We start from the raw sequence: 19,887 nt of genomic DNA, 5'->3' as shown, positions 1-19,887 counted from the left end.
GCGGGGGTGGGGGGGTGGGGGGGGCGGGGGTTCCACCCGGGCGGCGGCGGTGCCCTGCGGTGCGATGCACCGCAGGGCAGGCCCGCGCCCGCCCCTGCCCGCCGGACCTGAGGCCGTTTGCGGCCTGCGGCCCGCCGTCTGCGGCGGTTACGACGCTCCCGCCGTCAGCCTGTCCCGCGTACCCCCGCCCCCGGCCCCGGCCCCGGCCGTCACGATGGCCCGTTATGCGCGGCGGTAGAGGTCCTCGATTTCCCGCTCGCAGTCGCGGGCGATCGCGGCGCGCTTCAGTTTCAGGGACGGCGTCAGGTGCCCCCGGGCCTCGGTGAACTCCCCCGGCAGTACGGCGAAGCGGCGTATCGACTCCGCCCGCGACACCAGCCGGTTCGCCTCGTCCACCGCCCGCTGGAGTTCCGCCCGCAGTTCCTCGTCCCGTACCAGCTCCCTGATCGGCACGCCCGTCTTCTTCCGCATCTGCCGCCAGTGCGCCAGCCCCTCGGGCTCCAGCGTGATCAGCGCCACCACGTACGGCCGGTTGTCGCCGATCACCATGCACTGGCCGACCAGCGGGTGGGCCCGCAGCCAGTCCTCGAGCGGGGCCGGGGCCACGTTCTTGCCGCCGGACGTGATGATCAGGTCCTTCTTCCGCCCCGTGATCGTCAGGTACCCCTCCCCGTCCAGCTCCCCGATGTCCCCGGTGGCGAGCCAGCCCCCGGCTCCCACACCCGCGTGAGCGGCGGTGTTCCAGTACCCCGCGAACACGTGCCGCCCCCGCAGCAGCACCTCCCCGTCGTCCGCGATCCGCACCGCCGTGCCCGGCAGCGGCCACCCCACCGTGCCGAGCCGCGGCTTCAGCGGCGGGGTGACGGTGCTGGCTCCGGTCGTCTCCGTGAGCCCGTACCCCTCGAAGACCTCGATCCCGGCCCCGGTGTAGAACGCCGCGAGCCGTCGTCCGAGCGGCGAGCCGCCGCTCAGGATGTACCGCACGCGCCCGCCCAGCGCCGCCCGGATCCGCCGGTAGACGAGCGGGTCGTACAGCGCCCGCGCCGCCCGCAGGCCCACCCCCGGAGTCCGGCCCTCGACGATCTCCCCGTACCGCTGCGCGATCCGCGCCGCCCGGTCGAACGACGAGGCCCGGCCCATCCGTTCGGCGGTGGCCCGCGCGGTGTTGTAGACCTTCTCGAGTACGTACGGGATGGCCAGCAGGAACGTCGGCCGGAAGCCCGCGAGATCGGCGAGCAGGTCCTCGGTCTGGATGCTCGGCGCGTGCCCGAGCTTCACCCGCGCCCGCAGGCACCCCACGGCCACCATCCGCCCGAACACGTGCGAGAGCGGCAGAAAGAGCAGCGTGGAGGCCGCGTCCTTGCTGACGGACTTGAAGACGGGATGCAGCAGCTCGACCGCGTTGTCGCACTCGGCGAAGAAGTTGGCGTGCGTGATCACGCAGCCCTTGGGCTGTCCGGTCGTGCCGGACGTGTAGATGAGGGTGGCCACGGAGTCCGGCGTACGGACGGACCGGCGCGCGTGCACCACCGCGTCGGGCAGGCCCTCGCCGGCCTTGACCAGCCGCGCCAGCGCACCGGTGTCGAACTCCCACAGGTGCGCCAGCCAGGGCAGGTGGGGCCTCTCGGCGCTGATGATGCGGGCCTGCGCGGTGTCCTCGACGGCGCAGGCCACGGCACCGGAGTCCTGGATGATCCAGCGGGCCTGGAGCGCGGAGGAGGTCGGGTAGATCGGTACGGTGACCAGCCCGGCGGCCCATCCGGCGAAGTCCAGCAGGGTCCACTCGTAGGTGGTCCGGGCCATGATCGCGAGCCGGTCGCCCTCGCGCAGCCCCTCGGCGATCAGGCCCTTGGCGACGGCCATCACCTCGGCCGCGAACTCGGCAGCGGTGACGTCCCGCCAGCTGCCGTCCCGCTCCTTGCGGGCGAGCACGACCTGGCCGGGGGCCTCGCGGGCGTTCCGGAACGGGAGGTCCCCGAGCGACCCGCTCCCCGGCATCCCGGCCAGCGCGGGCACCTCCACCTCCCGCACCACCCCGTCGACGACGGTCAACACGGGCGGTACCAGCTCGGGCTCGGTTCCCACGGCTTCCACGGCGCCCTCCTCGGCTCGACTCGGGAGTTACCGCCGGTAATCTATGCACGCCCACTCCGGCTGACCACCCCTCCAACCACCCCGACCCGAACCCACCCGACACCTCCACACCACCGGCACCACCGGCACCACCCCACCGCCGGCCTCCTCGCCCCTCGTGCGAGTGAAGCAGTCACCGAAGATCGGCAAGCATCCGCGCACCATCGAAAGACTGTGCCGCCGGACGACGACATGTCGGCACCACGGCACAGCGGCACAACGGCACAACAGAGGCGGATGCGATGGCGAACGGTACGGTCCTGCTGGCTCTGCGGGAGAACCCTCTGGGCGGCGGCGCGAGTTCTGAGCAACTGCGGCGCATCGGCAAGGAGATGGAGAACAAGGGGCTGGAGCCGCGGTGGGCCGCCAGCGCCAGGGACGCACGGGCCACCCTGCACACGGAGCCGGGGCTCGCGGCGGCCGTCGTCGCCTGGGACCTTCCGGGCGGCAAGGGCGGCGCCGCCGAGGAGGGCGGAGGCGCCGAGGTCCTGCGGCACATCGCGCGCCGCTTCAAGGACCTGCCCGTCTTCCTCCTCATGGCCGACGAGTCCGACCAGGACCTCGAACACCTGCCCCTGTGGGTCTCCGAGGCGGTCGTCGGCTACATCTGGCCCCTGGAGGACACCCCCGCCTTCATCGCCGGCCGCGTCGTCACCGCCGCCCGGGCGTACCACAAGGACGTCCTGCCGCCCTTCTTCAAAGCGCTGCGCCGCTTCGACGACGCCCACGAGTACTCCTGGCACACCCCCGCGCACGCGGGCGGCGTCGCGTTCCTCAAGTCCCCCGCCGGACGGGCCTTCTTCGAGTACTACGGCGAGCGCCTCTTCCGCAGTGACCTGTCGATCTCGGTCGGCGAGCTGGGATCGCTCTTCGAGCACAGCGGGCCGATCGGCGAGGCCGAGCGCAACGCCGCCCGTGTCTTCGGCGCCGACCGTACGTACTTCGTCCTGCACGGCGACTCCACCGCCGACCGCATGGTGGGCCACTACAGCGTCACCTCCGACGAGATCGCGCTGGTGGACCGCAACTGCCACAAGTCCGTGCTGCACGGCCTGGTGATCTCCGGTGCCCGACCCGTCTACCTCGTGCCCACGCGCAACGGCTACGGCCTGGCCGGCCCGCTGCCGCCGGCCGAGACCGATGCGGCGGCGGTCGCCGCCCGGATCGCGGCCAACCCGCTGACCGCCGGCGCGGTGTCGCCCGAGGCCCAGTACGCCGTCCTGACCAACTCCACGTACGACGGTCTGTGCTACGACACCGTCGCGACCGCCCGGGCCTTCGCCCCCAGCACCCCGCGCCTGCACTTCGACGAGGCCTGGTTCGCGTACGCCCGCTTCCACCCCCTGTACGCCGGGCGCTACGGGATGGCCGTCGGCCCCGACACCTTCGAGGGGCCCGAGCGGCCCACCGTCTTCTCCACGCAGTCCACTCACAAGCTGCTGGCCGCGCTCTCGCAGTGCGCGATGGTCCACGTCAAGTCGGCGCCCCGCGCACCCGTCGAACACGAGCGGTTCAACGAGGCGTTCATGATGCACGGCACCACCTCGGCGCTCTATCCCGCGATCGCCTCCCTGGACGTGGCCACCGCCATGATGGACGGCGCGCAGGGCCAGTGGCTGATCGACGAGGCGATCACCGAGGCGATCCGCTTCCGGCAGGCCGTCGTCCGCACCGGCCGCCGCATCGCCGCCGCGGGCGACCGGCCCGGCTGGTTCTTCGGCGTGTGGCAGCCCGACACCGTCACCGACCCGGGCACCGGCGAGCGCATCCCGTTCGCAGACGCCCCGCCCACGCTGCTGAGCCGCGAGCCCGGCTGCTGGCACCTCGAACCCGGCGCCGACTGGCACGGTTTCGCCGGTCTCGGCGAGGGCTACTGCATGCTGGACCCGGTCAAGGTGACCCTGACCTGTCCCGGCGTGACGGCCACCGGCGAGACCTCGCCCTGGGGCATCCCTGCGCGGATCCTCACCGCCTATCTGGCGAACCGCGGCATCGTCGTGGAGAAGACCGACAGCTACAGCACGCTCGTCCTCTTCTCCATGGGCATCACCAAGGGCAAGTGGGGCACCCTGATGGACGCCCTCATGGACTTCAAGGCCCTGTACGACTCCGACGCGCCGCTGGACCGGGTCCTGCCCGGTCTGGTCGAGCAGTTCCCCCGCCGCTACGCCGGCACCACCCTGGGACGGCTGTGCCGGGAGATGCACGAGCACCTCACCCGCGCCGATCTGATCACCGCGCTCGACACGGCCTTCCAGCAGCTGCCGGAGCCCGTCGCGCCGCCCCAGCACTGCTACCAGCAGCTGATCCGGGGCGGTACGGAACGCCTGCGGCTGGCCGATGCCGCGGGCCGGGTGGCGGCCGCGATGGTCACGGTCACCCCGCCCGGCATCCCGGTGCTGATGCCCGGGGAGTCCGTCGGCGCCCCCGACGGCCCGCTGCTGCGGTACCTGGGCGCCCTGGAGGCCTTCGACCGGGCCTTCCCTGGTTTCCACAGCGAGGCCCACGGCGTCACGATCGACCCGGAGAACGGCGACTACCGGATCGAATGCGTCCGCCTGCCGGAAGCCTGACGCGCCCGCCCGGCAACCGCCGCCCGGCGGTGACCTGTCGCGACGCCCGCTGAAGGGCGTTGCACGAGGCCGGTCCCCCAACTCCTCGGCTCCGCAAGGGTGTGCGACGATCTCTCGTCGCACACCACCCTGGGGGGTTCATGCCAACGCCATTGGCGTCCATAAGACGTCCGATTTCCACCTCACTGACGTGCCTGCTGGCCGTCCTGGCCGCACTTCTCCTGCCGGTGAGCACCGCGCACGCCGCGCCGGCCGCTCAGGACTGCGTCGCCGTCACCGAGGGGCGGTACGCAGGAACGTTCGCCACCGCCGGGCAGACGCACTGCCTGCAGCTGCCGAGCCCGCAGGGCGCCCGGATCGCCGCCCTCACCTCGCTCGGCGGCGCGGGCGTGCCCGTCCAGGTCGAGGTGGTCGACACGAACGGCACCGCACAGTGCACCGCCACCGAACTCGACCGGGGTGGCTGCGCGCTCACCGGCACGGCACCGTTCCGTGCACTGGTGCACGCCGACGAAGCCACCGAAACCGGGTCGTACGGCGTCCACTTCGTCCGTACGGACGTAACCCAGAACGGCTGTCAGGTCCTGCCCGCCGGGAGTTTCGCCGATGATGCGGCGGCCGTGCGGCTGGAGACCGGCGACGGCGTCTTCTCCCACTGCCTGACCATCCCGGCCGACGCGCACTCCACCTCCGAGCTCCTCCGTATCCGCTACGGCTTCCCGGACGACACGGACCTGTTCCCGAGGTACGCGCTCAGCGTCGTCGACACCGACGGCAACGGGCCCCCCTCCTGCTACGACCACCCCGCCCTGGGCCAGCAGCTCCGCACGGACGGCCTCACCAGCTGCTCCTTCACCGCCGGCAAGGCGTACACCCTGCTCCTGCAGGGCCAGGACGCCCCGCGCACCCACACCCTGGACCGCCGCGACGTCACCGCCACGGCCCGGGGCTGCACCGTCTCCGCCGCGACGGCGGTCGGCGCCCCGGCCACGACCGGAACGTCCGGCCAGATCGGCACCCTGCGTTGCCACCGCGTCACCACGGACGCCGCCACGGACCGGCTGCACATCAACCCCCGGGACGTCCACGACGGCACCAACGTGCTCGTCATGGACAACAACGGCGGCATCGCCTGCCACCAGCGGACCTGGGCGTGCACCCCCACGGGCTCCACCGGCTACCAGGTGGTCACCCAGGTCCCGGAGAACTACCACCTCCCCGCTTCCTACCGCCTCGACGCCTGGCGGATCGCCACGGCCGCCGGGCCCGCCCCCGAATGTCCCCGGGTCGGATCGGTCGCGTACGGGTACGGCCCGCTGACCGGCACGCTCTCCGAGCAGCGCACCGGCACGTGCGCCGTCCTTCCGAGCGTTTCGGGCGACCGGTTCAGGGCCGACATCACCTCCACCGCCACGGACGGGTCCCCCGGCCCGCAGCCCGCCCTCTACGACAAGACGGGGCGCAACCTCTGCACGGGCAGCTCGTCCACGTACGACTGCCAGGGCGCCGACCAGAGCCTGTTCGTCCTCTCTCTGCAGGACTGGGCCGGCCATTCGGCCTACCGCGCGGATCTCGTCTGCACCAACGCGCCCTGCGGTTCCGAGGACGTGTCCGTGGGAACGGTCACGCCCGGCACCGCGCAGAGCGGCACGGTCGCAACCCTCACCGTCCAGGGCACGGCGCTGGGCATGAACACCACCGTCCGGCTGGCCGGCGGCCCGGCGCCGCTGACGGCGACGACCGTCTCGGTCTCCGAGGACGGCCGGACGCTGAAGGCGAGCGTCGACCTGCGCTCGGCCCCCGCCGGCAACTGGAGCATCAGCGTCGTCGCACTCGGCAGCGTGTACCCGCGCGGCACGCTGACGGTGACGCCGCCCCCGGTCTCCGGCCTGGGTACGTACAAGCCGATCACGCCCACGCGGCTGATGGACACCCGCAGCGGGCTGGGCGTTCCGAAGGGGAAGGTGGGCCAGGGCGGCACCGCGACCCTGCAGGTCACGGGCGCGGCCGGGATTCCGGCGGCGGGGGTGACGGCCGTCGTCCTCAACGTCACGGCGACCGACCCCACGACCGACAGCTACGTGTCGGTCTACCCCGACGGCACCACCCGCACCAGCGCGTCGAACCTCAACTTCACCGCCGGGCAGACGATCCCGAACCTCGTCGTCGTCCCCGTCGTGAACGGAAAGGTCAGCTTCTACAACAACGCAGGATCCGTCGACCTCATCGCCGACGTCGCCGGCTACTACACGACGGACGGCACCGGCTCCACCTACAAGCCGATCACGCCCACCCGCCTCATGGACACCCGCAGCGGACTGGGCGTACCGAAGGCGAAGGTCGGCCAGGGCGGGACGGTGACCCTGCAGGGCACGGGCAACGCGGGCATCCCGGCCACAGGCGTGACGGCCCTCGTCCTGAACGTCACGGCCACCGAGCCCACCACCGGAAGCTACGTCTCCGTCTACCCCAACGGCACGACCCGCACCAGCGCGTCGAACCTCAACTTCACCGCCGGGCAGACGATCCCGAACCTCGTCATCGTTCCCGTCGTGAACGGAAAGGTCAGCTTCTACAACAACGCAGGATCCGTCGACCTCATCGCCGACGTCGCCGGCTACTACACGATGTAACGCCGGAGCGCCTCCCCGTGCGTCGGCCTGCTGTCGGCCGGCGCACGGCGACGCCGCCCCTACGGCCCGGTGCGGGCCCGTCAGCGCGGAGCGAGGCGCCTCGGCAGCCCCTTGAGCGGCGGCCGGACGGCGCAGCACGTCCACCCCTGAAGGGGCTCGCTCAGGCGGCCGCGTGCACCTCGGGCGGGCAGTCGCGGCAGCGACCGGGGTGCGGGGAGCGGAAGGCGCGTTCGCAGCCGTCGCAGGTCTGGAACGGGTCCGGCCGTCTGACCGGCCTCACCGCCGGGGCCGCCGGCAGGCGCGGCGGGAGCAGTGCCTCGAGCCGGTACGCGAGTACGGAGGCGGGGCTGCGCATCGCCTCGGGGAGGTTCCCGGTCAGGGTCAGCCCGATGGCCTCGGGATCCGCCCCGCGCTCCAGCCAGGCCGAGACCTTCGGTGCGAGCCGCTGTACGTCGCGCTCCGCCAGCAGCAGCCGTGGATCGTAGCGCCGCAGCCCGGCGAGCAGGTCCGCCGCCCCCGGGTGCGGCTCCAGCCGCGGGGGCGGGGGCCCGGGCTCCGGCTCCGGCTCCGGCTCCGGGGTCTCCTCCGGCTCCGGCTCCGGTACGGGCTCCCGGTCCGGCGGCGGAGGGGGCTCGTCGCCGCCGGTCAGCGGCTTGTTGTACGAGTACGTACGGGTCACCACCCGCCCGGTGTCCAGCCGCTCGCGCCGCCGCTCCAGGTAGCCGTGCCGCTCCAGTTCACGCAGGGCGGCGCTGATGCGCTTCTCGCCCTCCTGGAACCGCTCGGTGAGCGCCCTGATGCCGACCGGGGCGCCGTCGGGCAGCGACTGGATGTACGCCCCGACCCCGATCGCCGTCGCCGACAGTTCGCGGTGCTGGAGGAGGTGGTTGCCGACCACGGTGTAGTGACTGGCGTGCCACGTGTTGACGTGGATGACACCGGATCGGGGGGTCCCGGCACGAACTCGGGACGAGGCGCGCGAGGGCGCGCTAGGGTGCTGAAGAGCCGTGACTCCTCCCCCTCATAAATGAGGGGGCTTCTCGCTATGCCAGTTTGGCTTCGCGACGGACCAGCCCGGCCCGTAGAACGTTGATAGCGCCTACCGTGTCGGCGTGCGCGATGTGGCCGCACGAGACGCAGTGGAACTTCTCCTGTGTGGGCCGGTTCTCCGTTGAGACGTGCCCGCATTCGGGGCAGGTCCGGGAGGTGTTGCGGGGGTCCACGGCGATCACTTCCCGTCCGGCGCTCTCAGCCTTGGCGCGCAGGATCGTCAGGAACACCCCCCATCCGGCATCTGAGATCGAGTGATTGAGTCCGGCCTTCGCGGCGGCCCCGTTGGGCAGAAAGCCGCCCGGTGTCTCGGGGTCGGGCTTCGGCGCGGGGGCCTTGACCATGTTGCGGATCTTGAGGTCTTCGTGCGCCATGAAATCGTGTTCCCGCACGAGGTCAAGCGCGGTCTTGTGTGCGTGGTCCAGGCGCTGGCGGCGGACCTTGCGGTGCAGGTCGGCAACCTTCTGGACGGCACGGCGGTGGTTGGCGGTGCGCTTGTCGCGGCGCACGCGCGGGAACCGTGCAAGAGCCTGCTGTGCGGCTTCGAGCTTCGCCGCGGCCTTGCGGCCGTGGCGGGGGTTGGCGACATGCTCACCATTGGAGGTGGTGAGGAACGAGGCTATGCCCATGTCGATGCCAACCACGCTGCCCGTCTGGGGCAGCGGCTCGGGTGGCGTCTGCTCGGCGGTCAGGATGACGTACCAGCGTCGGCCTTCGCGCTTGACGCTGACGGTCTTGACCTTGCCGACCACCGGCCGGTGCTGGTTGACCTTGACGTGCCCGACGCCCTGGAAGCGGACGCGGGTCACGGCGTCGTGCGGGGTGGAGTCCCAGCGGCAGCCGTCCCCGTCCTTGGGAAAGTCCACCGTGTCGAACCAGTTCACCCCGCGAAAACGCGGGTAGCCGGGCGTCTCACCGGACTTGACCCGGCGGAAGAACGCGGCGAACGCCTTGTCGAGACGGCGAAGCGTCGCCTGCTGGGAGGAGAACGACCAGCGGCCCTGACGCTCCGGGTCGAACGCCGGATCGCCTTGAGCTGCGCGGACTGCTGCCCGTACCGGACTGTCGTCTTCGAAACATGCCGCCAGGCGTCCCGGCGTTCCTGCAATGCTCCGTTGTAGAGCGAGCAGTGGTCGCGCAGCATCTCGCCGAGCGCAATCGTCTGGCCCACGGTGGGCCGCATGAGGAACTTGTACGCACGGATCACCCGGCCCACCCCCCTTCCCAGTCGGTTCGCTCGAACACAATACACTTGGCGGATGTCACCACGCTGGGAACCAGACCCCGATATCCGCCGGGGAAACCACGTCGTTCACAACCTCCATGCTCATTTGGTCTTTGTCACCAAGTACCGGCGTGAAGTCTTCAACGACGACATGCTGACCCGCTGCGAAGCGATCATGCGGGACGTCTGCGAGAAGTTCGAAGCCGAGCTGAACGAGTTCAACGGCGAGGGCGACCACGTCCACCTGCTGGTGCACTACCCGCCGAAGATCGCCCTGTCCAAGCTGGTCAACAGCCTCAAGGGCGTCAGCTCCCGATACCTGCGCGCCGAGTACACCGGCCGGATCAACCGCACCGGCATGGGCTCGGTGTTCTGGGCGCCCTCGTACTTCGTGGGCTCCTGCGGCGGCGCACCCCTGAGCATCGTCCAGGAGTACATCGAGAATCAGAAGCGGCCCGTCTGACCGTCACCCCGGAGCCGCAGAGAACTCCGCCACTTCGCGGCTCCAGGCCAAGGATCGCATTCCCGCCCGGCCTGAAGGCCGGGATTCCCTGCGAAGATTCAGGGATGGGGAAGCGAGCCACTTCCTAAGATGGTCAGGCCCTCGACCGGGATTGCAGTCCCGCCGGGGGCCGTCTCATGTCTGCGGTTGTCGGGGCGAGCATATGCCCGCCAACCGGCCCCGAATCCGTTCCCTCGGTTCTTTAGGTCTTTATGCGTCTAAGCCCGCCGGATCGCGACAGCCCGCGACACGGCTTCGAGCGCGACCTCCGCCCACACCACCTTGCACGGAACCGGCCCTTCCCGTACGCCCCAACGGTCGGCGAGCGCCTCGACGAGTACGAGCCCGCGCCCCGCGTCGCGGATCTGCGGGATCCGGTCGCCCCGGGTGTCCGTCACCTCGATGAGCAGCCTGCCGGGGGTGACGGTGAGGGCCAGCCTGAAGTCCCGTCCGGGCACGCGTCCGTGGGTGATCGCGTTGGAGGAGAGTTCCGCGATGATCTGCCCCGGCACCTCCAAGGGGAGCCCCCAGGCGCGGAGTTGTTCGATGGCGAGCACGCGCCCCAGTCGAGCCCCGCGCGGGGTCGCGGACAGCTGGACGTGAAAGTCGACGAGTTGAGGAATCACGTCACTCAGCGTGGCCGCTCGTGCGTACCGTGGGAACCGACACCGCCCGTACGTCCCGCGTTTGTCCGGTGCTTGTCCAGTGCTGTCGCGGCTGTCCGGACCGGCCTCACGGGTACGGGGCGCTGAGGACATCGGCTCGTCGGAAGTGGGCGCGCAATGAGCGTGGACAACAGTGACGGTACGGAAGAGCCCGGCTGGGACGTGGACCCGGAGGACGAGCAGGGCGTGGCGGTGGTGGCGGCGCTGGGCCGCCAGCTGAAGGCCTGGCGCGAGTCGGCGGGCATGCGGGCCGCCGAGTTCGGGGCGGCCATCCAGTACGGGGAGGACCAGGTCCGCAAGGTCGAGGCAGGCAAGCGGATCCCCCGACCTGAGTACCTGGATCGGGCGGACGAGGTACTGAACGCGGGCGGCAAGATCGCCGCGATGAAGGCCGACCTGGAACAGGTCCGGTACCCGAAGAAGGTCCGGGACCTGGTGCAGTTGGAAGGCCGGGCGGTCGAACTGTCGGCGTACGGCAATCACAACATCCATGGCCTGTTGCAGACAGACGACTACGCGCGGGCCCTGTTCGAGATGTGGCAGCCTCCCCAGACGATGGAAGAGGTGGAACGCGGTTTGGCCGGCCGAATGGCGCGACGATCGATCTTTGAACGCAGTCCCGCGCCTGCTCTGTGCTTCGTCCAGGAAGAGGTGACCCTGCGGCGCCGCATCGGGGGGACAATGGTGATGCGTGGGCAACTCGAACGCCTGCTGGAGGTTGCCGAGCTGCGGCACGTGACGATCCAGGTCATGCCCACCCACCTGGAAGAGCACGCCGGAATGGGTGGGTTGATCCAAGTGCTGAAATTCACGGACGGATCGGCGGTAGGGCGCTCCGAAGGGGCATTCAACGGCCGTCCCGTCTCGGATCCGAGGCAGGTCCGAATCCTTGAGCAGTGCCATGCCATGATCCGGTCCCAGGCTCTCACACCATGGGAGTCCGTCGCATTCATCGAGCAAGTGCTGGGAGAGACATGATCCACGAGTCCGAGCCGGAGTGGTTCAAGAGCAGCTACAGCAGCAGTGATGGCAACGACTGCGTCGAGGTTGCCTGGTTCAAGAGCAGCTACAGCGACAGCGGCGACATCAACGACTGCGTCGAGGTGGCCAACACGCCCGGCGCCGTCCTCGTCCGCGACTCCAAGGACATCCAGCGGGACCACCTGGCCTTCGGGCCGCACGCCTGGGCCGGGTTCGTGGCCCACGCGTCCGGCGTCTGACGACGACCCTAGGCGCGGGTGCAGACGTGCACCGATTCGCTGTGCCCGCCCTCGCTGTGGACGATCCGCAGCACGTTGTTCTTGTACGTCACCTTCAGCACCTGGCCGTCGCTCGTGTCCCTGTGGCCCGGGGGCTGCCAGGGGAAGGTGAACGAGACGTTGTCCCCCACCTCTTTGGGGACCGTCAAGGCTCGGCCGCCGGTAAGCCGGCTCACGCCCTTGGGCGCCTCGTACACGTCGAGGACCAGGTGGCCGCCGCGGTGCAGCCAGCCTCCGTGCCAGGTGACCGGCTCGGGGCCGCTGGTCCAGGTGATGGTCCAGCCGGAGTTCCCGCCGCCGTCCGCGTTCACGGTGCCGGTCCCCTTTACGGTCTCACCGTTCGGGGTGGTCGACTCGATGTGCCAGTCGCCCTTGATGAAGGCGTCGAAGGCCCTGGTCACCACGCTGGAGGCGGTCGGCGCCGCGGAGGATGCGGCCCCGCCGCCCGCCGTACCCGAGGCCGACGCCGAAGCCTGAGCCGAGGACGATGCGGCTGCGCCGCCTCCGGCGGCCGGGGTCTTGTCCTTGCCGCCGCACGCCGCGACCAGCGAGGCGCCGACCCCGATCGCCAGGTAGCGCAGTGCGTTGCGCCGTCCGATCATCTGCGCCGCCGCGCGTGTCTCCCGTACCGTCACCATGCCCCCGCACAAGGTCAATTGATCAACAGCGACCGACTATAGGCGAGCGCTCGCACATTCATCCGTACGGCCCGATTCGGAACGCACGGGCGGGGTAGGGACGGCCCGTCCCACTCTCATCGGTAGCCCCGGAGGCATCCGTGCCCGAAATGAACGGCCCCTACCAGGCCGGCACCCCCTGCTGGATCGACCTGATGGTTCCCGACCAGCAGGCCGCTCTCGACTTCTACCGCGACCTCTTCGGCTGGCAGGGCGAGGTCGGCCCGCCGGAGACCGGTGGCTACTCCGTCTGCACCCTCAAGGGCAAGCCGGTGGCCGGCATCATGAAGGCGATGAACCCCGACGGGACGGTGCCGGACCCGATGCCGCCGATCGCGTGGACCACGTACCTGGCCACCAACGACGTCGACGCCACCCTCAAGGCGGTCACCGACGCGGGCGGCTCGGTGATGATGGGCGCGATGGACGTCATGGACCTCGGGCGGATGGCCGTCATCACCGACCCGACCGGCGCCGTGGTCGGCCTGTGGCAGTACGGCACCTTCCCCGGCGCGGGCATCGTCAACGAGCACGGCGCGCTGATCTGGAACGAGCTGAACACCGGCGACACCGACGCCGCCGCCGCCTTCTACTCGGCCGTACTGCCGGTCACCACGGCCCCGTCGCAGATGCCGGGCGCCGAGGGGTACAAGGAGTTCAAGGTCGGCGAGCGCGCGGTCGGGGGGATGATGGACCTCTCCGCCCTGCCCGCCGGGGTGCCGCCGCACTGGCTGCCGTACTTCCACGTCGACGACGTCGACGGCATCCAGGCGGCCGCGGAGCGGGCCGGGGGCAGCGTCATGGCCCCGGCGTTCGACATGGCGGCCGGGCGGATGGCGGTCCTCGCCGACTCCCAGGGCGGCACCTTCGCGGTGATCACTGCCACCGCGCCGGAGCAGCCCGCCTGAGCAGGCGGCTCGTCGCCCCGGCCGTGACGCCGGTTCGGCCGTTGTGGCCGGGGCAACGGGCAGCCACTTCCACCGCTAGGAACCGTACGGCCCCATTCCGCGTCCCAGATGAACATGATCAATCAATTCTGGTCATGTCCGGTTATCAACTACCCAGGGGACACATGTCGTTCGACACGGAATGGGCTCAGCACAAGGCCGCCGTACTCGCGCAGCAGTCGCCCGCCATGCGCCTCAACCATGCGCCCGCCGAGGCGGGTGCCCCGGGCAGCCCGGCCGGGAGCCTCGTGGCCGGTGCGCAGTCCATCAACGGCAACGCCAACCTGCTGATCGAGATCGCCGCGCTCCTCCACGAGGGCCGGCCCGACGGCGACGCCGGCACCATGGCCCGCGCCCCGCGGGCCCACGCGGACGTCTCGGCCGAGGCGCTGCGCTTCGCCCGTTTCGCCGACGACCAGTTCAAGGACACGGTCAACCTGTTCGCGGCCCTCGCCACCAAGCTCAAGACCACCGGCACCGGCTTCGCCCAGGTGGACGACGGGACCGCACGGAACTTCCTCAACGGCATCCTCGACGGCGGCCAGTACGTGAAGCCGGAGTCCAAGTGAGCCTGAGCCACCGCAAGGACGTCGAGTTCCTGGAGGAGTGCAACCCGGCGCTGGTGGAGCGCAACGCCGCCGAGTTCAAGCGGCTGCGCGACCTGCTGGTGCAGGCCGAGGAGCCGGCCCGGCGCGCGGAGACCGGTACGCAATGGCAGAGCGACGGCAGCCACACGTACACCGACCGCCTGTCGGAGGCCCGTCAGCTCGTGCTCCACATGGCCGAGGGGTACGACAAGGCGGCGAGCGCACTGCACGCGTACGCGGCAGCCCTGACGACCGCCAAGTCGCACTACGGGAACGGCAAGCGCACCGAACGCAAGCTCGCGGCGCTCATCGCCACGAAGGGCACGGCGATCACGCGCACGGCGCAGGAGGCGGAGCCGATGCGCCAGTGGGAGGACATGCGGGCGACGACCGGCGTCATGGACTTCTTCGCCGAGCTGACGATGGACGTGGACGACATCCGCGAGGAGGCGGACCGGCTCCACGACGACGCGGGCGGCAGCTTCCACCAGGCCAAGACGGCCGAGCAGGAGGCCCGCAGCGTGTGCGTGCACGCGCTGAAGCAGGCGTACGAGCTGCTGCCCGAGTTCAAGGTGAAGGGCGGCGGGGGCGGGGTCGACGTCTACGCGGCGATGGCCGACATCCGGCGCGAGGCGGCGGAGGCCCGTGCCAACCCCCTGACGCACCTGCCGGGCAGCGGCCCGAAGAAGGAGATGACCGGCCCGGTCGGGACCGAGCCGGTCTCCCCCGAGCTGCGCGACATCCGGATGCGGGTGGCGGGGCTGCCGGAGGCGGACGACAACTACTGGGACCCGCCGCAGTCGGACGAGGGGCGGGCGGAGTGGATCCGCAACAACAAGGAGATCCTGCGGGCGGCCGCGCAGCGGGCGGGGCTGCCGGAGGAGATGGTCGCCGGCATCGCCTGGAAGGAGGTCGGCGGGCAGCCGGGGATCTTCGACGACGGCGTGGACTTCTTCCGCCAGGCGGCGGACGCCCCGTGGGGCCTGAGCCCGGTCACGGCCGAGAACCTGCCGGACCGGGCGGGCGGCAAGCCGGACGAGACCTCCTTCGGCCCGATCGCGGTGCAGCTGCGGCGCGGGGCGGAGGTGCTCGGCTACGACCCGGAGAACCTCACGGACCAGCAGCGCAACGTGGTGAAGTCGGCGCTCCAGGACCCGAAGCAGAACGCGTTCATCGCCGCGGGCTTCCTGGCGCAGATCAAGGAGGAGACCGGCTACGCGAACGTCCCGGCGGACCAGCTGACCGAGGCCCAGATGCAGGAGATCGCCGCCCGTTACAACGGCGGCCCGTACTGGGAGTCGAAGAAGGCCCAGGACTACGGCGATGATTTCCGGAACAACCTCGGCAACGTGAAGAAGGCCATGCAATGACGTACGGGAGCGGGCGCGAGAGCCTCGACCTGCCCGAAGACCGGGGCTGCCTCCAGTGGGTGCTGGGCGTCCCCCTGGGCCTGATCCATCTCCTGAACGCCGTCGCCGTGTTCGCGGCCCTGTTCGCCGGCCCACAGGGCGAGTGGGACCACCAGGGCTACGAGGGCGTCGGCGCGATGTGCCTGATCTCCATGTCGCTGAGCGTGCTGGGCCTGCTCATCACCCTCATCCCGAGCGTCCGCCGCACCATGGGCCTGTGGTGGCTGGCCCCGCCGCTCATCCTCGGCGTGACCGCCTTCATCCGCGGCGAGACCCTGGGCTGAGCGCACCGCAGCCCCCGCCCGGACGGGGGCGGGGGCTGCGGGGTGATGGGACCGGTCAGGCGGGGACGGGGACCGCGACGGGCTCGTCCAACGGGGAGGACGAGGCGGCCTCGTAGGCCTCCTTGTCCAGGATGCCCTCGCGGGCCGCGACCACGACCGGGACCAGGGCCTGGCCGGCGACGTTCGTGGCGGTGCGCATCATGTCCAGGATCGGGTCGATCGCCATCAGCAGGCCGACACCCTCCAGGGGCAGGCCCAGGGTGGAGAGGGTCAGCGTCAGCATGACCGTGGCGCCCGTCAGGCCGGCCGTGGCGGCCGAGCCGACGACCGAGACGAAGGCGATCAGCAGGTAGTCGGTGATCGTCAGCTGGACGTCGAAGATCTGCGCGATGAAGATCGCGGCGAGCGCCGGGTAGATCGCGGCGCAGCCGTCCATCTTCGTGGTGGCGCCGAACGGGACGGCGAAGGAGGCGTACTCCTTCGGGACGCCGAGGCGCTCGGTGACCTTCTGGGTGACCGGCATGGTGCCGACCGAGGAGCGGGAGACGAAGGCCAGCTGGATCGCGGGCCAGGCGCCCTTGAAGAACTGGATCGGGTTGACCTTGGCGACCGTCGCGAGGAGCAGCGGGTAGACGCCGAACATCACGAGCGCCGAGCCGATGTACACGTCGGCGGTGAAGGTGGCGTACTTGCCGATGAGTTCCCAGCCGTACGAGGCGATCGCGGTGCCGATCAGGCCGACGGTGCCGATCGGGGCGAGGCGGATGACCCACCACAGGGCCTTCTGGAGCAGCTCCAGGACCGACTCGGCGACGTTCAGGAGCGGCTGCGCCTTGTTGCCGAGCTGGAGGGCGGCGATACCGGCGACGGCGGCCAGGAAGACGATCTGGAGCACGTTCAGCTCGGTGAACGGCGTGATGACGTCCTTCGGGACGATGCCGGTCAGGAAGTCCAGCCAGGAGCCGGTGCGCTTGGGGAGCTTGCCGTCCTGCGGGGTGAGGCCGGTGCCGGCGCCGGGGTTGGTCAGCAGGCCGATCGCGAGGCCGATGCCGACCGCGATCAGCGAGGTGATCATGAACCAGAGCAGCGTGCGCGAGGCGAGGCGGGCGGCGTTGTTCACCTTCCGCAGGTTGGTGATGGACACCAGGATCGCGAAGAAGACGAGGGGGGCCACGGCCAGCTTCAGCAGCTGGACGAAGATGTCGCCGATCTGCTCGAGCGTCTTGGCGAGCCAGCTGACGTCCTGGCTGCGGGCGATCCACCCGAACAGGACACCGAGCACGAGGCCGGTGACGATCTGGGCCCAGAAGGGGAACTTGAAGGAGGCCTTGGCGGGGGCCTGAGGGGTCGCGGACACGGACACACTCCGGGGGTGATGCGCAAAGAAATTGGGGAAGGTGGAACGGCGCGGACTCAGCGACAGCCACAACAGGCCGCGGACACGCGGCGGCAGAGGTCGACGTGCAGGCGCGCCACGAGCAGGACACCCGTGGTCATTTCATGCGCAACTGTGGTCAACATGTTTAACACGCTAACACTTTCCCTTTGAGGATCTCAAAGGTGCACTTTGAGACAGGGCCCCCGCCAGGACCCGCGGAAACGACGAACCGCCCCAGCGCACGAGGGAAGTTCCCGGCGCTGGGGCGGTTCGGTGGGTTTTGGTGTGTGACGGAGCTAACTACGCGCGGGCGGCGTCGTCGGCCGCGTCCTCCTGGGAGCGGTTCGCGGCGAGCCGCTCCTTCGCACCCGCGACGCGTCCGGAGATCTGCGCGGACATCTCGTCGCGCTGCTTGCGCAGAAGCACGAAGGACAGCGGCGCGGAGATCACGAGGGCGAGCAGCACGACCCAGGCGGGGTTGGCGTCGCCGAGGCCGGCGGGCACCCAGCCCACGTTGACCAGGACGGAGACCAGGACGAGGCATCCGACGAAGATGCCCAGGCGCATCGCGGTGTAGCGGATCGTTGCGCTCGGCTTGAGGGACACGGTGACCCCTTCTCTCTCGTCGGTACGTCGGGTGGGTCGTCACGTGCCCGTCCAGCACGTGCCCGTCCAGTGAAGCACGCCGCAGCCACGGACAAACCCTCCGGGGGTCAGTGCAGCGGCAGGGGCGGGGCCCGACCACGGCGGTGTGGATCACCCTGGCAACGGACACGCGGAAGGCCCCGGTCCTCGTGGGACCGGGGCCTTCCAAGCCGTGGGGCGCGTCAGACGCGCATCGCCTGCGGGGTCTCGCGCAGGGCAGCGTCCGGGCCGGGGTACTCGCGGATGATCTCGTAGCGCGTGTTCCGCTCGACCGGGCGGAAGCCCGCCTCGCGGATCAGCTCGAGCAGGTCGTCACGGCCGAGCTTGTTCGGCGTGCCGTAGTTGTCCGCGTCGTGCGTGATCTTGTACTCGACGACCGAGCCGTCCATGTCGTCCGCACCGTGCTGCAGCGCCAGCTGGGCGGTCTGCACGCCGTGCATCACCCAGAACACCTTGACGTGCGGCACGTTGTCGAACAGCAGCCGCGAGACGGCGAAGGTCTTCAGCGCCTCCGCGCCCGTCGCCATCGTCGTCCGCGCCTGGAGCTTGTTGCGGACCTTGCCGTCCTGCATGTCCACGAAGTCGTGCTGGTAGCGCAGCGGGATGAAGACCTGGAAGCCGCCGGTCTCGTCCTGGAGCTCGCGCAGCCGCAGCACGTGGTCCACGCGGTGGCGCGGCTCCTCGATGTGCCCGTACAGCATCGTGCTCGGGGTCTTGAGACCCTTCTCGTGCGCGAGCCGGTGGATGCGCGACCAGTCCTCCCAGTGGGTGCGGTGGTCGACGATGTGCTGGCGGACCTCCCAGTCGAAGATCTCCGCGCCGCCGCCGGTGAGCGACTCCAGACCGGCCTCGATCAGCTCGTCCAGGATGTCGGAGGCCGACATCCCGGAGATCGTCTCGAAGTGGTGGATCTCGGTCGCCGTGAACGCCTTCAGCGAGACGTTCGGCAGCGCCTCCTTCAGCGCGGAGAGCGAGCGGGGGTAGTACCGCCACGGCAGGCTCGGGTGCAGGCCGTTGACGATGTGCAGCTCGGTGAGGTTCTCGTTCTCCATGGCCTTGGCCAGGCGCACGGCCTCCTCGATGCGCATCGTGTACGCGTCCTTCTCGCCCGGCTTGCGCTGGAACGAGCAGTAGGCGCACGACGCGGTGCACACGTTCGTCATGTTGAGGTGGCGGTTCACGTTGAAGTGGACGACGTCGCCGTTCTTGCGCATGCGCACCTCGTGGGCGAGGCCGCCCAGCCAGGCCAGGTCGTCGGACTCGTAGAGGGCGATGCCGTCCTCACGCGTCAGCCGCTCGCCGGAGCGGACCTTCTCCTCCAGCTCGCGCTTGAGCCCAGCGTCCATTCCGGTCATCCCGGTCGTCTCCTCTACGCGTCCCGTCCTGCCTGCAAACCGCCACCCACCGTACTCTTAGCGCTCCTCGGGCAGGTCCCCGACCCGGTTCTCCCACTTGGTGGAGAGCACGATGGTGGTACGGGTGCGGGAGACGCCCTTGGTGCTGGAGAGCTTGCGGATGATCCGCTCCAGCCCGTCCACGTCCCCGGCCCGCACCTTCAGCATGTACGAGTCGTCGCCGGCGATGAACCAGCAGTCCTCGATCTCCGCCAGGTCGCGCAGCCGGCGGGCCACGTCCTCGTGGTCCGCGGCGTCGGAGAGGGAGATGCCGATCAGCGCCGTGACGCCGAGGCCGAGCGAGGCCGCGTCGACGGTCGCGCGGTAGCCGGTGATCACACCGGCCGACTCGAGCCGGTTGATCCGGTCGGTGACGCTGGGGCCGGAGAGGCCCACGAGCCGGCCCAGCTCCGCGTACGAGGCACGTCCGTTCTCCCGGAGTGCCTGGATGAGCTGCCTATCCACCGCGTCCATATACCTGGAGCCTTCCATTATTCGGCGATCCCGCAAGTTTACGTATAGAATC

At 70.4% G+C, this 19,887-nt stretch carries 17 protein-coding genes and 1 pseudogene; 9 read left to right on the top strand and 9 right to left on the bottom strand.

Features of this window, described 5'->3' with window-relative positions; all coding sequences use genetic code 11:
- Nucleotides 1-222: 222 nt before the first annotated feature.
- Nucleotides 223-2,094 (bottom strand): AMP-dependent synthetase/ligase, encoded by a 1,872-nt coding sequence (locus IF09_RS0133345; RefSeq protein ID WP_030302209.1) that lies wholly within the window; start codon nucleotides 2,092-2,094, stop codon nucleotides 223-225.
- 281 nt (nucleotides 2,095-2,375) lie between these two features.
- Between IF09_RS0133345 and IF09_RS0133340 the strand changes: the two genes are divergently transcribed.
- Nucleotides 2,376-4,706 carry an Orn/Lys/Arg decarboxylase N-terminal domain-containing protein gene (locus IF09_RS0133340; RefSeq protein WP_030302207.1) on the top strand — a complete coding sequence of 777 codons (2,331 nt, stop codon included), beginning with the start codon at nucleotides 2,376-2,378 and terminating at the stop codon, nucleotides 4,704-4,706.
- A gap of 227 nt (nucleotides 4,707-4,933) precedes the next feature.
- Complete coding sequence (locus tag IF09_RS47570; protein ID WP_051833346.1) at nucleotides 4,934-7,339, top strand: hypothetical protein; 2,406 nt, start codon at nucleotides 4,934-4,936, stop codon at nucleotides 7,337-7,339.
- A gap of 160 nt (nucleotides 7,340-7,499) precedes the next feature.
- Here IF09_RS47570 and IF09_RS46015 read toward each other — a convergent pair whose 3' ends face one another.
- Together IF09_RS46015 and IF09_RS41055 are read right to left on the bottom strand one after the other, a co-directional pair.
- Entirely contained in the window at nucleotides 7,500-8,237 is a 738-nt protein-coding gene (locus IF09_RS46015) for a DNA-binding protein (protein WP_078613604.1), read from the bottom strand.
- A 145-nt stretch (nucleotides 8,238-8,382) separates the two neighbouring features.
- Nucleotides 8,383-9,596 (bottom strand): annotated as a pseudogene (locus IF09_RS41055) (RNA-guided endonuclease InsQ/TnpB family protein).
- Nucleotides 9,597-9,648: 52 nt separating this feature from the next.
- On the opposite strand from IF09_RS41055, the gene tnpA reads away from it, so the two are divergent.
- Nucleotides 9,649-10,077 (top strand): IS200/IS605 family transposase, encoded by a 429-nt coding sequence (gene tnpA, locus IF09_RS0133320; RefSeq protein WP_078613603.1) that lies wholly within the window; start codon nucleotides 9,649-9,651, stop codon nucleotides 10,075-10,077.
- A gap of 257 nt (nucleotides 10,078-10,334) precedes the next feature.
- On the opposite strand, the gene IF09_RS0133315 is transcribed toward tnpA, so the two are convergent.
- Nucleotides 10,335-10,742 carry an ATP-binding protein gene (locus IF09_RS0133315; RefSeq protein WP_106975196.1) on the bottom strand — a complete coding sequence of 136 codons (408 nt, stop codon included), beginning with the start codon at nucleotides 10,740-10,742 and terminating at the stop codon, nucleotides 10,335-10,337.
- A 156-nt stretch (nucleotides 10,743-10,898) separates the two neighbouring features.
- Between IF09_RS0133315 and IF09_RS0133310 the strand changes: the two genes are divergently transcribed.
- Together IF09_RS0133310 and IF09_RS0133305 are read left to right on the top strand one after the other, a co-directional pair.
- The gene (locus IF09_RS0133310) at nucleotides 10,899-11,759 is read left to right on the top strand and encodes a helix-turn-helix domain-containing protein (protein ID WP_030302195.1); all 861 of its coding nucleotides are present in this window, start codon (nucleotides 10,899-10,901) and stop codon (nucleotides 11,757-11,759) included.
- Entirely contained in the window at nucleotides 11,756-12,001 is a 246-nt protein-coding gene (locus tag IF09_RS0133305; protein ID WP_030302193.1) for a DUF397 domain-containing protein, read from the top strand. The genes IF09_RS0133310 and IF09_RS0133305 overlap by 4 nt, the downstream gene beginning before the upstream one ends.
- An 8-nt stretch (nucleotides 12,002-12,009) precedes the next feature.
- On the opposite strand, the gene IF09_RS0133300 is transcribed toward IF09_RS0133305, so the two are convergent.
- Nucleotides 12,010-12,678 (bottom strand): hypothetical protein, encoded by a 669-nt coding sequence (locus tag IF09_RS0133300; RefSeq protein ID WP_030302192.1) that lies wholly within the window; start codon nucleotides 12,676-12,678, stop codon nucleotides 12,010-12,012.
- Between the two features lie 149 nt (nucleotides 12,679-12,827).
- Between IF09_RS0133300 and IF09_RS0133295 the strand changes: the two genes are divergently transcribed.
- The 4 genes from IF09_RS0133295 (at nucleotide 12,828) to IF09_RS0133280 (ending at nucleotide 15,944) form a co-directional block, all read left to right on the top strand.
- The gene (locus IF09_RS0133295) at nucleotides 12,828-13,625 is read left to right on the top strand and encodes a VOC family protein (protein WP_030302191.1); all 798 of its coding nucleotides are present in this window, start codon (nucleotides 12,828-12,830) and stop codon (nucleotides 13,623-13,625) included.
- Between the two features lie 164 nt (nucleotides 13,626-13,789).
- The gene (locus IF09_RS0133290) at nucleotides 13,790-14,233 is read left to right on the top strand and encodes a hypothetical protein (protein WP_234321244.1); all 444 of its coding nucleotides are present in this window, start codon (nucleotides 13,790-13,792) and stop codon (nucleotides 14,231-14,233) included.
- On the top strand, nucleotides 14,230-15,621 hold the full coding sequence (locus tag IF09_RS0133285; RefSeq protein ID WP_051833341.1) for a hypothetical protein: 1,392 nt from the start codon (nucleotides 14,230-14,232) through the stop codon (nucleotides 15,619-15,621). Before IF09_RS0133290 ends, IF09_RS0133285 begins: the two co-directional genes overlap by 4 nt.
- A complete protein-coding gene (locus tag IF09_RS0133280) occupies nucleotides 15,618-15,944 on the top strand; it encodes a hypothetical protein (RefSeq protein WP_051833339.1) in 327 nt (108 codons plus the stop codon). The genes IF09_RS0133285 and IF09_RS0133280 overlap by 4 nt, the downstream gene beginning before the upstream one ends.
- Before the next feature lie 55 nt (nucleotides 15,945-15,999).
- On the opposite strand, the gene IF09_RS0133275 is transcribed toward IF09_RS0133280, so the two are convergent.
- The 4 genes from IF09_RS0133275 to IF09_RS0133260 form a co-directional block, all read right to left on the bottom strand.
- On the bottom strand, nucleotides 16,000-17,307 hold the full coding sequence (locus tag IF09_RS0133275; RefSeq protein ID WP_030302187.1) for a dicarboxylate/amino acid:cation symporter: 1,308 nt from the start codon (nucleotides 17,305-17,307) through the stop codon (nucleotides 16,000-16,002).
- Nucleotides 17,308-17,622: 315 nt separating this feature from the next.
- Complete coding sequence (locus IF09_RS0133270) at nucleotides 17,623-17,928, bottom strand: DUF4229 domain-containing protein (protein ID WP_030302186.1); 306 nt, start codon at nucleotides 17,926-17,928, stop codon at nucleotides 17,623-17,625.
- A 221-nt stretch (nucleotides 17,929-18,149) separates the two neighbouring features.
- Complete coding sequence (gene mqnE / locus IF09_RS0133265; protein WP_030302185.1) at nucleotides 18,150-19,313, bottom strand: aminofutalosine synthase MqnE; 1,164 nt, start codon at nucleotides 19,311-19,313, stop codon at nucleotides 18,150-18,152.
- 66 nt (nucleotides 19,314-19,379) lie between these two features.
- A complete protein-coding gene (locus tag IF09_RS0133260; RefSeq protein ID WP_030302184.1) occupies nucleotides 19,380-19,835 on the bottom strand; it encodes an Lrp/AsnC family transcriptional regulator in 456 nt (151 codons plus the stop codon).
- Between the last annotated feature and the right edge of the window lie 52 nt (nucleotides 19,836-19,887).

The sequence above is a fragment of the Streptomyces katrae genome (assembly GCF_000717655.1).
In the GTDB taxonomy this organism is placed as follows: domain Bacteria; phylum Actinomycetota; class Actinomycetes; order Streptomycetales; family Streptomycetaceae; genus Streptomyces; species Streptomyces katrae_B.
Note: the sequence above shows the minus strand (reverse complement) of the source record. Positions and strands in the feature narration are given on the sequence as shown.

Bases quoted from the DNA above. Each gene is read 5' to 3' on its own strand.
- IF09_RS0133290 (WP_234321244.1), top strand. From the start codon at position 13,790: ATGTCGTTCGACACGGAATGGGCTCAGCACAAGGCCGCCGTACTCGCG.
- mqnE (WP_030302185.1), bottom strand. From the start codon at position 19,313: ATGGACGCTGGGCTCAAGCGCGAGCTGGAGGAGAAGGTCCGCTCCGGC.
- IF09_RS0133340 (WP_030302207.1), top strand. From the start codon at position 2,376: ATGGCGAACGGTACGGTCCTGCTGGCTCTGCGGGAGAACCCTCTGGGC.
- IF09_RS0133295 (WP_030302191.1), top strand. From the start codon at position 12,828: ATGAACGGCCCCTACCAGGCCGGCACCCCCTGCTGGATCGACCTGATG.
- IF09_RS0133305 (WP_030302193.1), top strand. From the start codon at position 11,756: ATGATCCACGAGTCCGAGCCGGAGTGGTTCAAGAGCAGCTACAGCAGC.
- IF09_RS0133300 (WP_030302192.1), bottom strand. From the start codon at position 12,678: ATGGTGACGGTACGGGAGACACGCGCGGCGGCGCAGATGATCGGACGG.
- IF09_RS0133280 (WP_051833339.1), top strand. From the start codon at position 15,618: ATGACGTACGGGAGCGGGCGCGAGAGCCTCGACCTGCCCGAAGACCGG.
- tnpA (WP_078613603.1), top strand. From the start codon at position 9,649: ATGTCACCACGCTGGGAACCAGACCCCGATATCCGCCGGGGAAACCAC.
- IF09_RS0133310 (WP_030302195.1), top strand. From the start codon at position 10,899: ATGAGCGTGGACAACAGTGACGGTACGGAAGAGCCCGGCTGGGACGTG.
- IF09_RS0133260 (WP_030302184.1), bottom strand. From the start codon at position 19,835: ATGGACGCGGTGGATAGGCAGCTCATCCAGGCACTCCGGGAGAACGGA.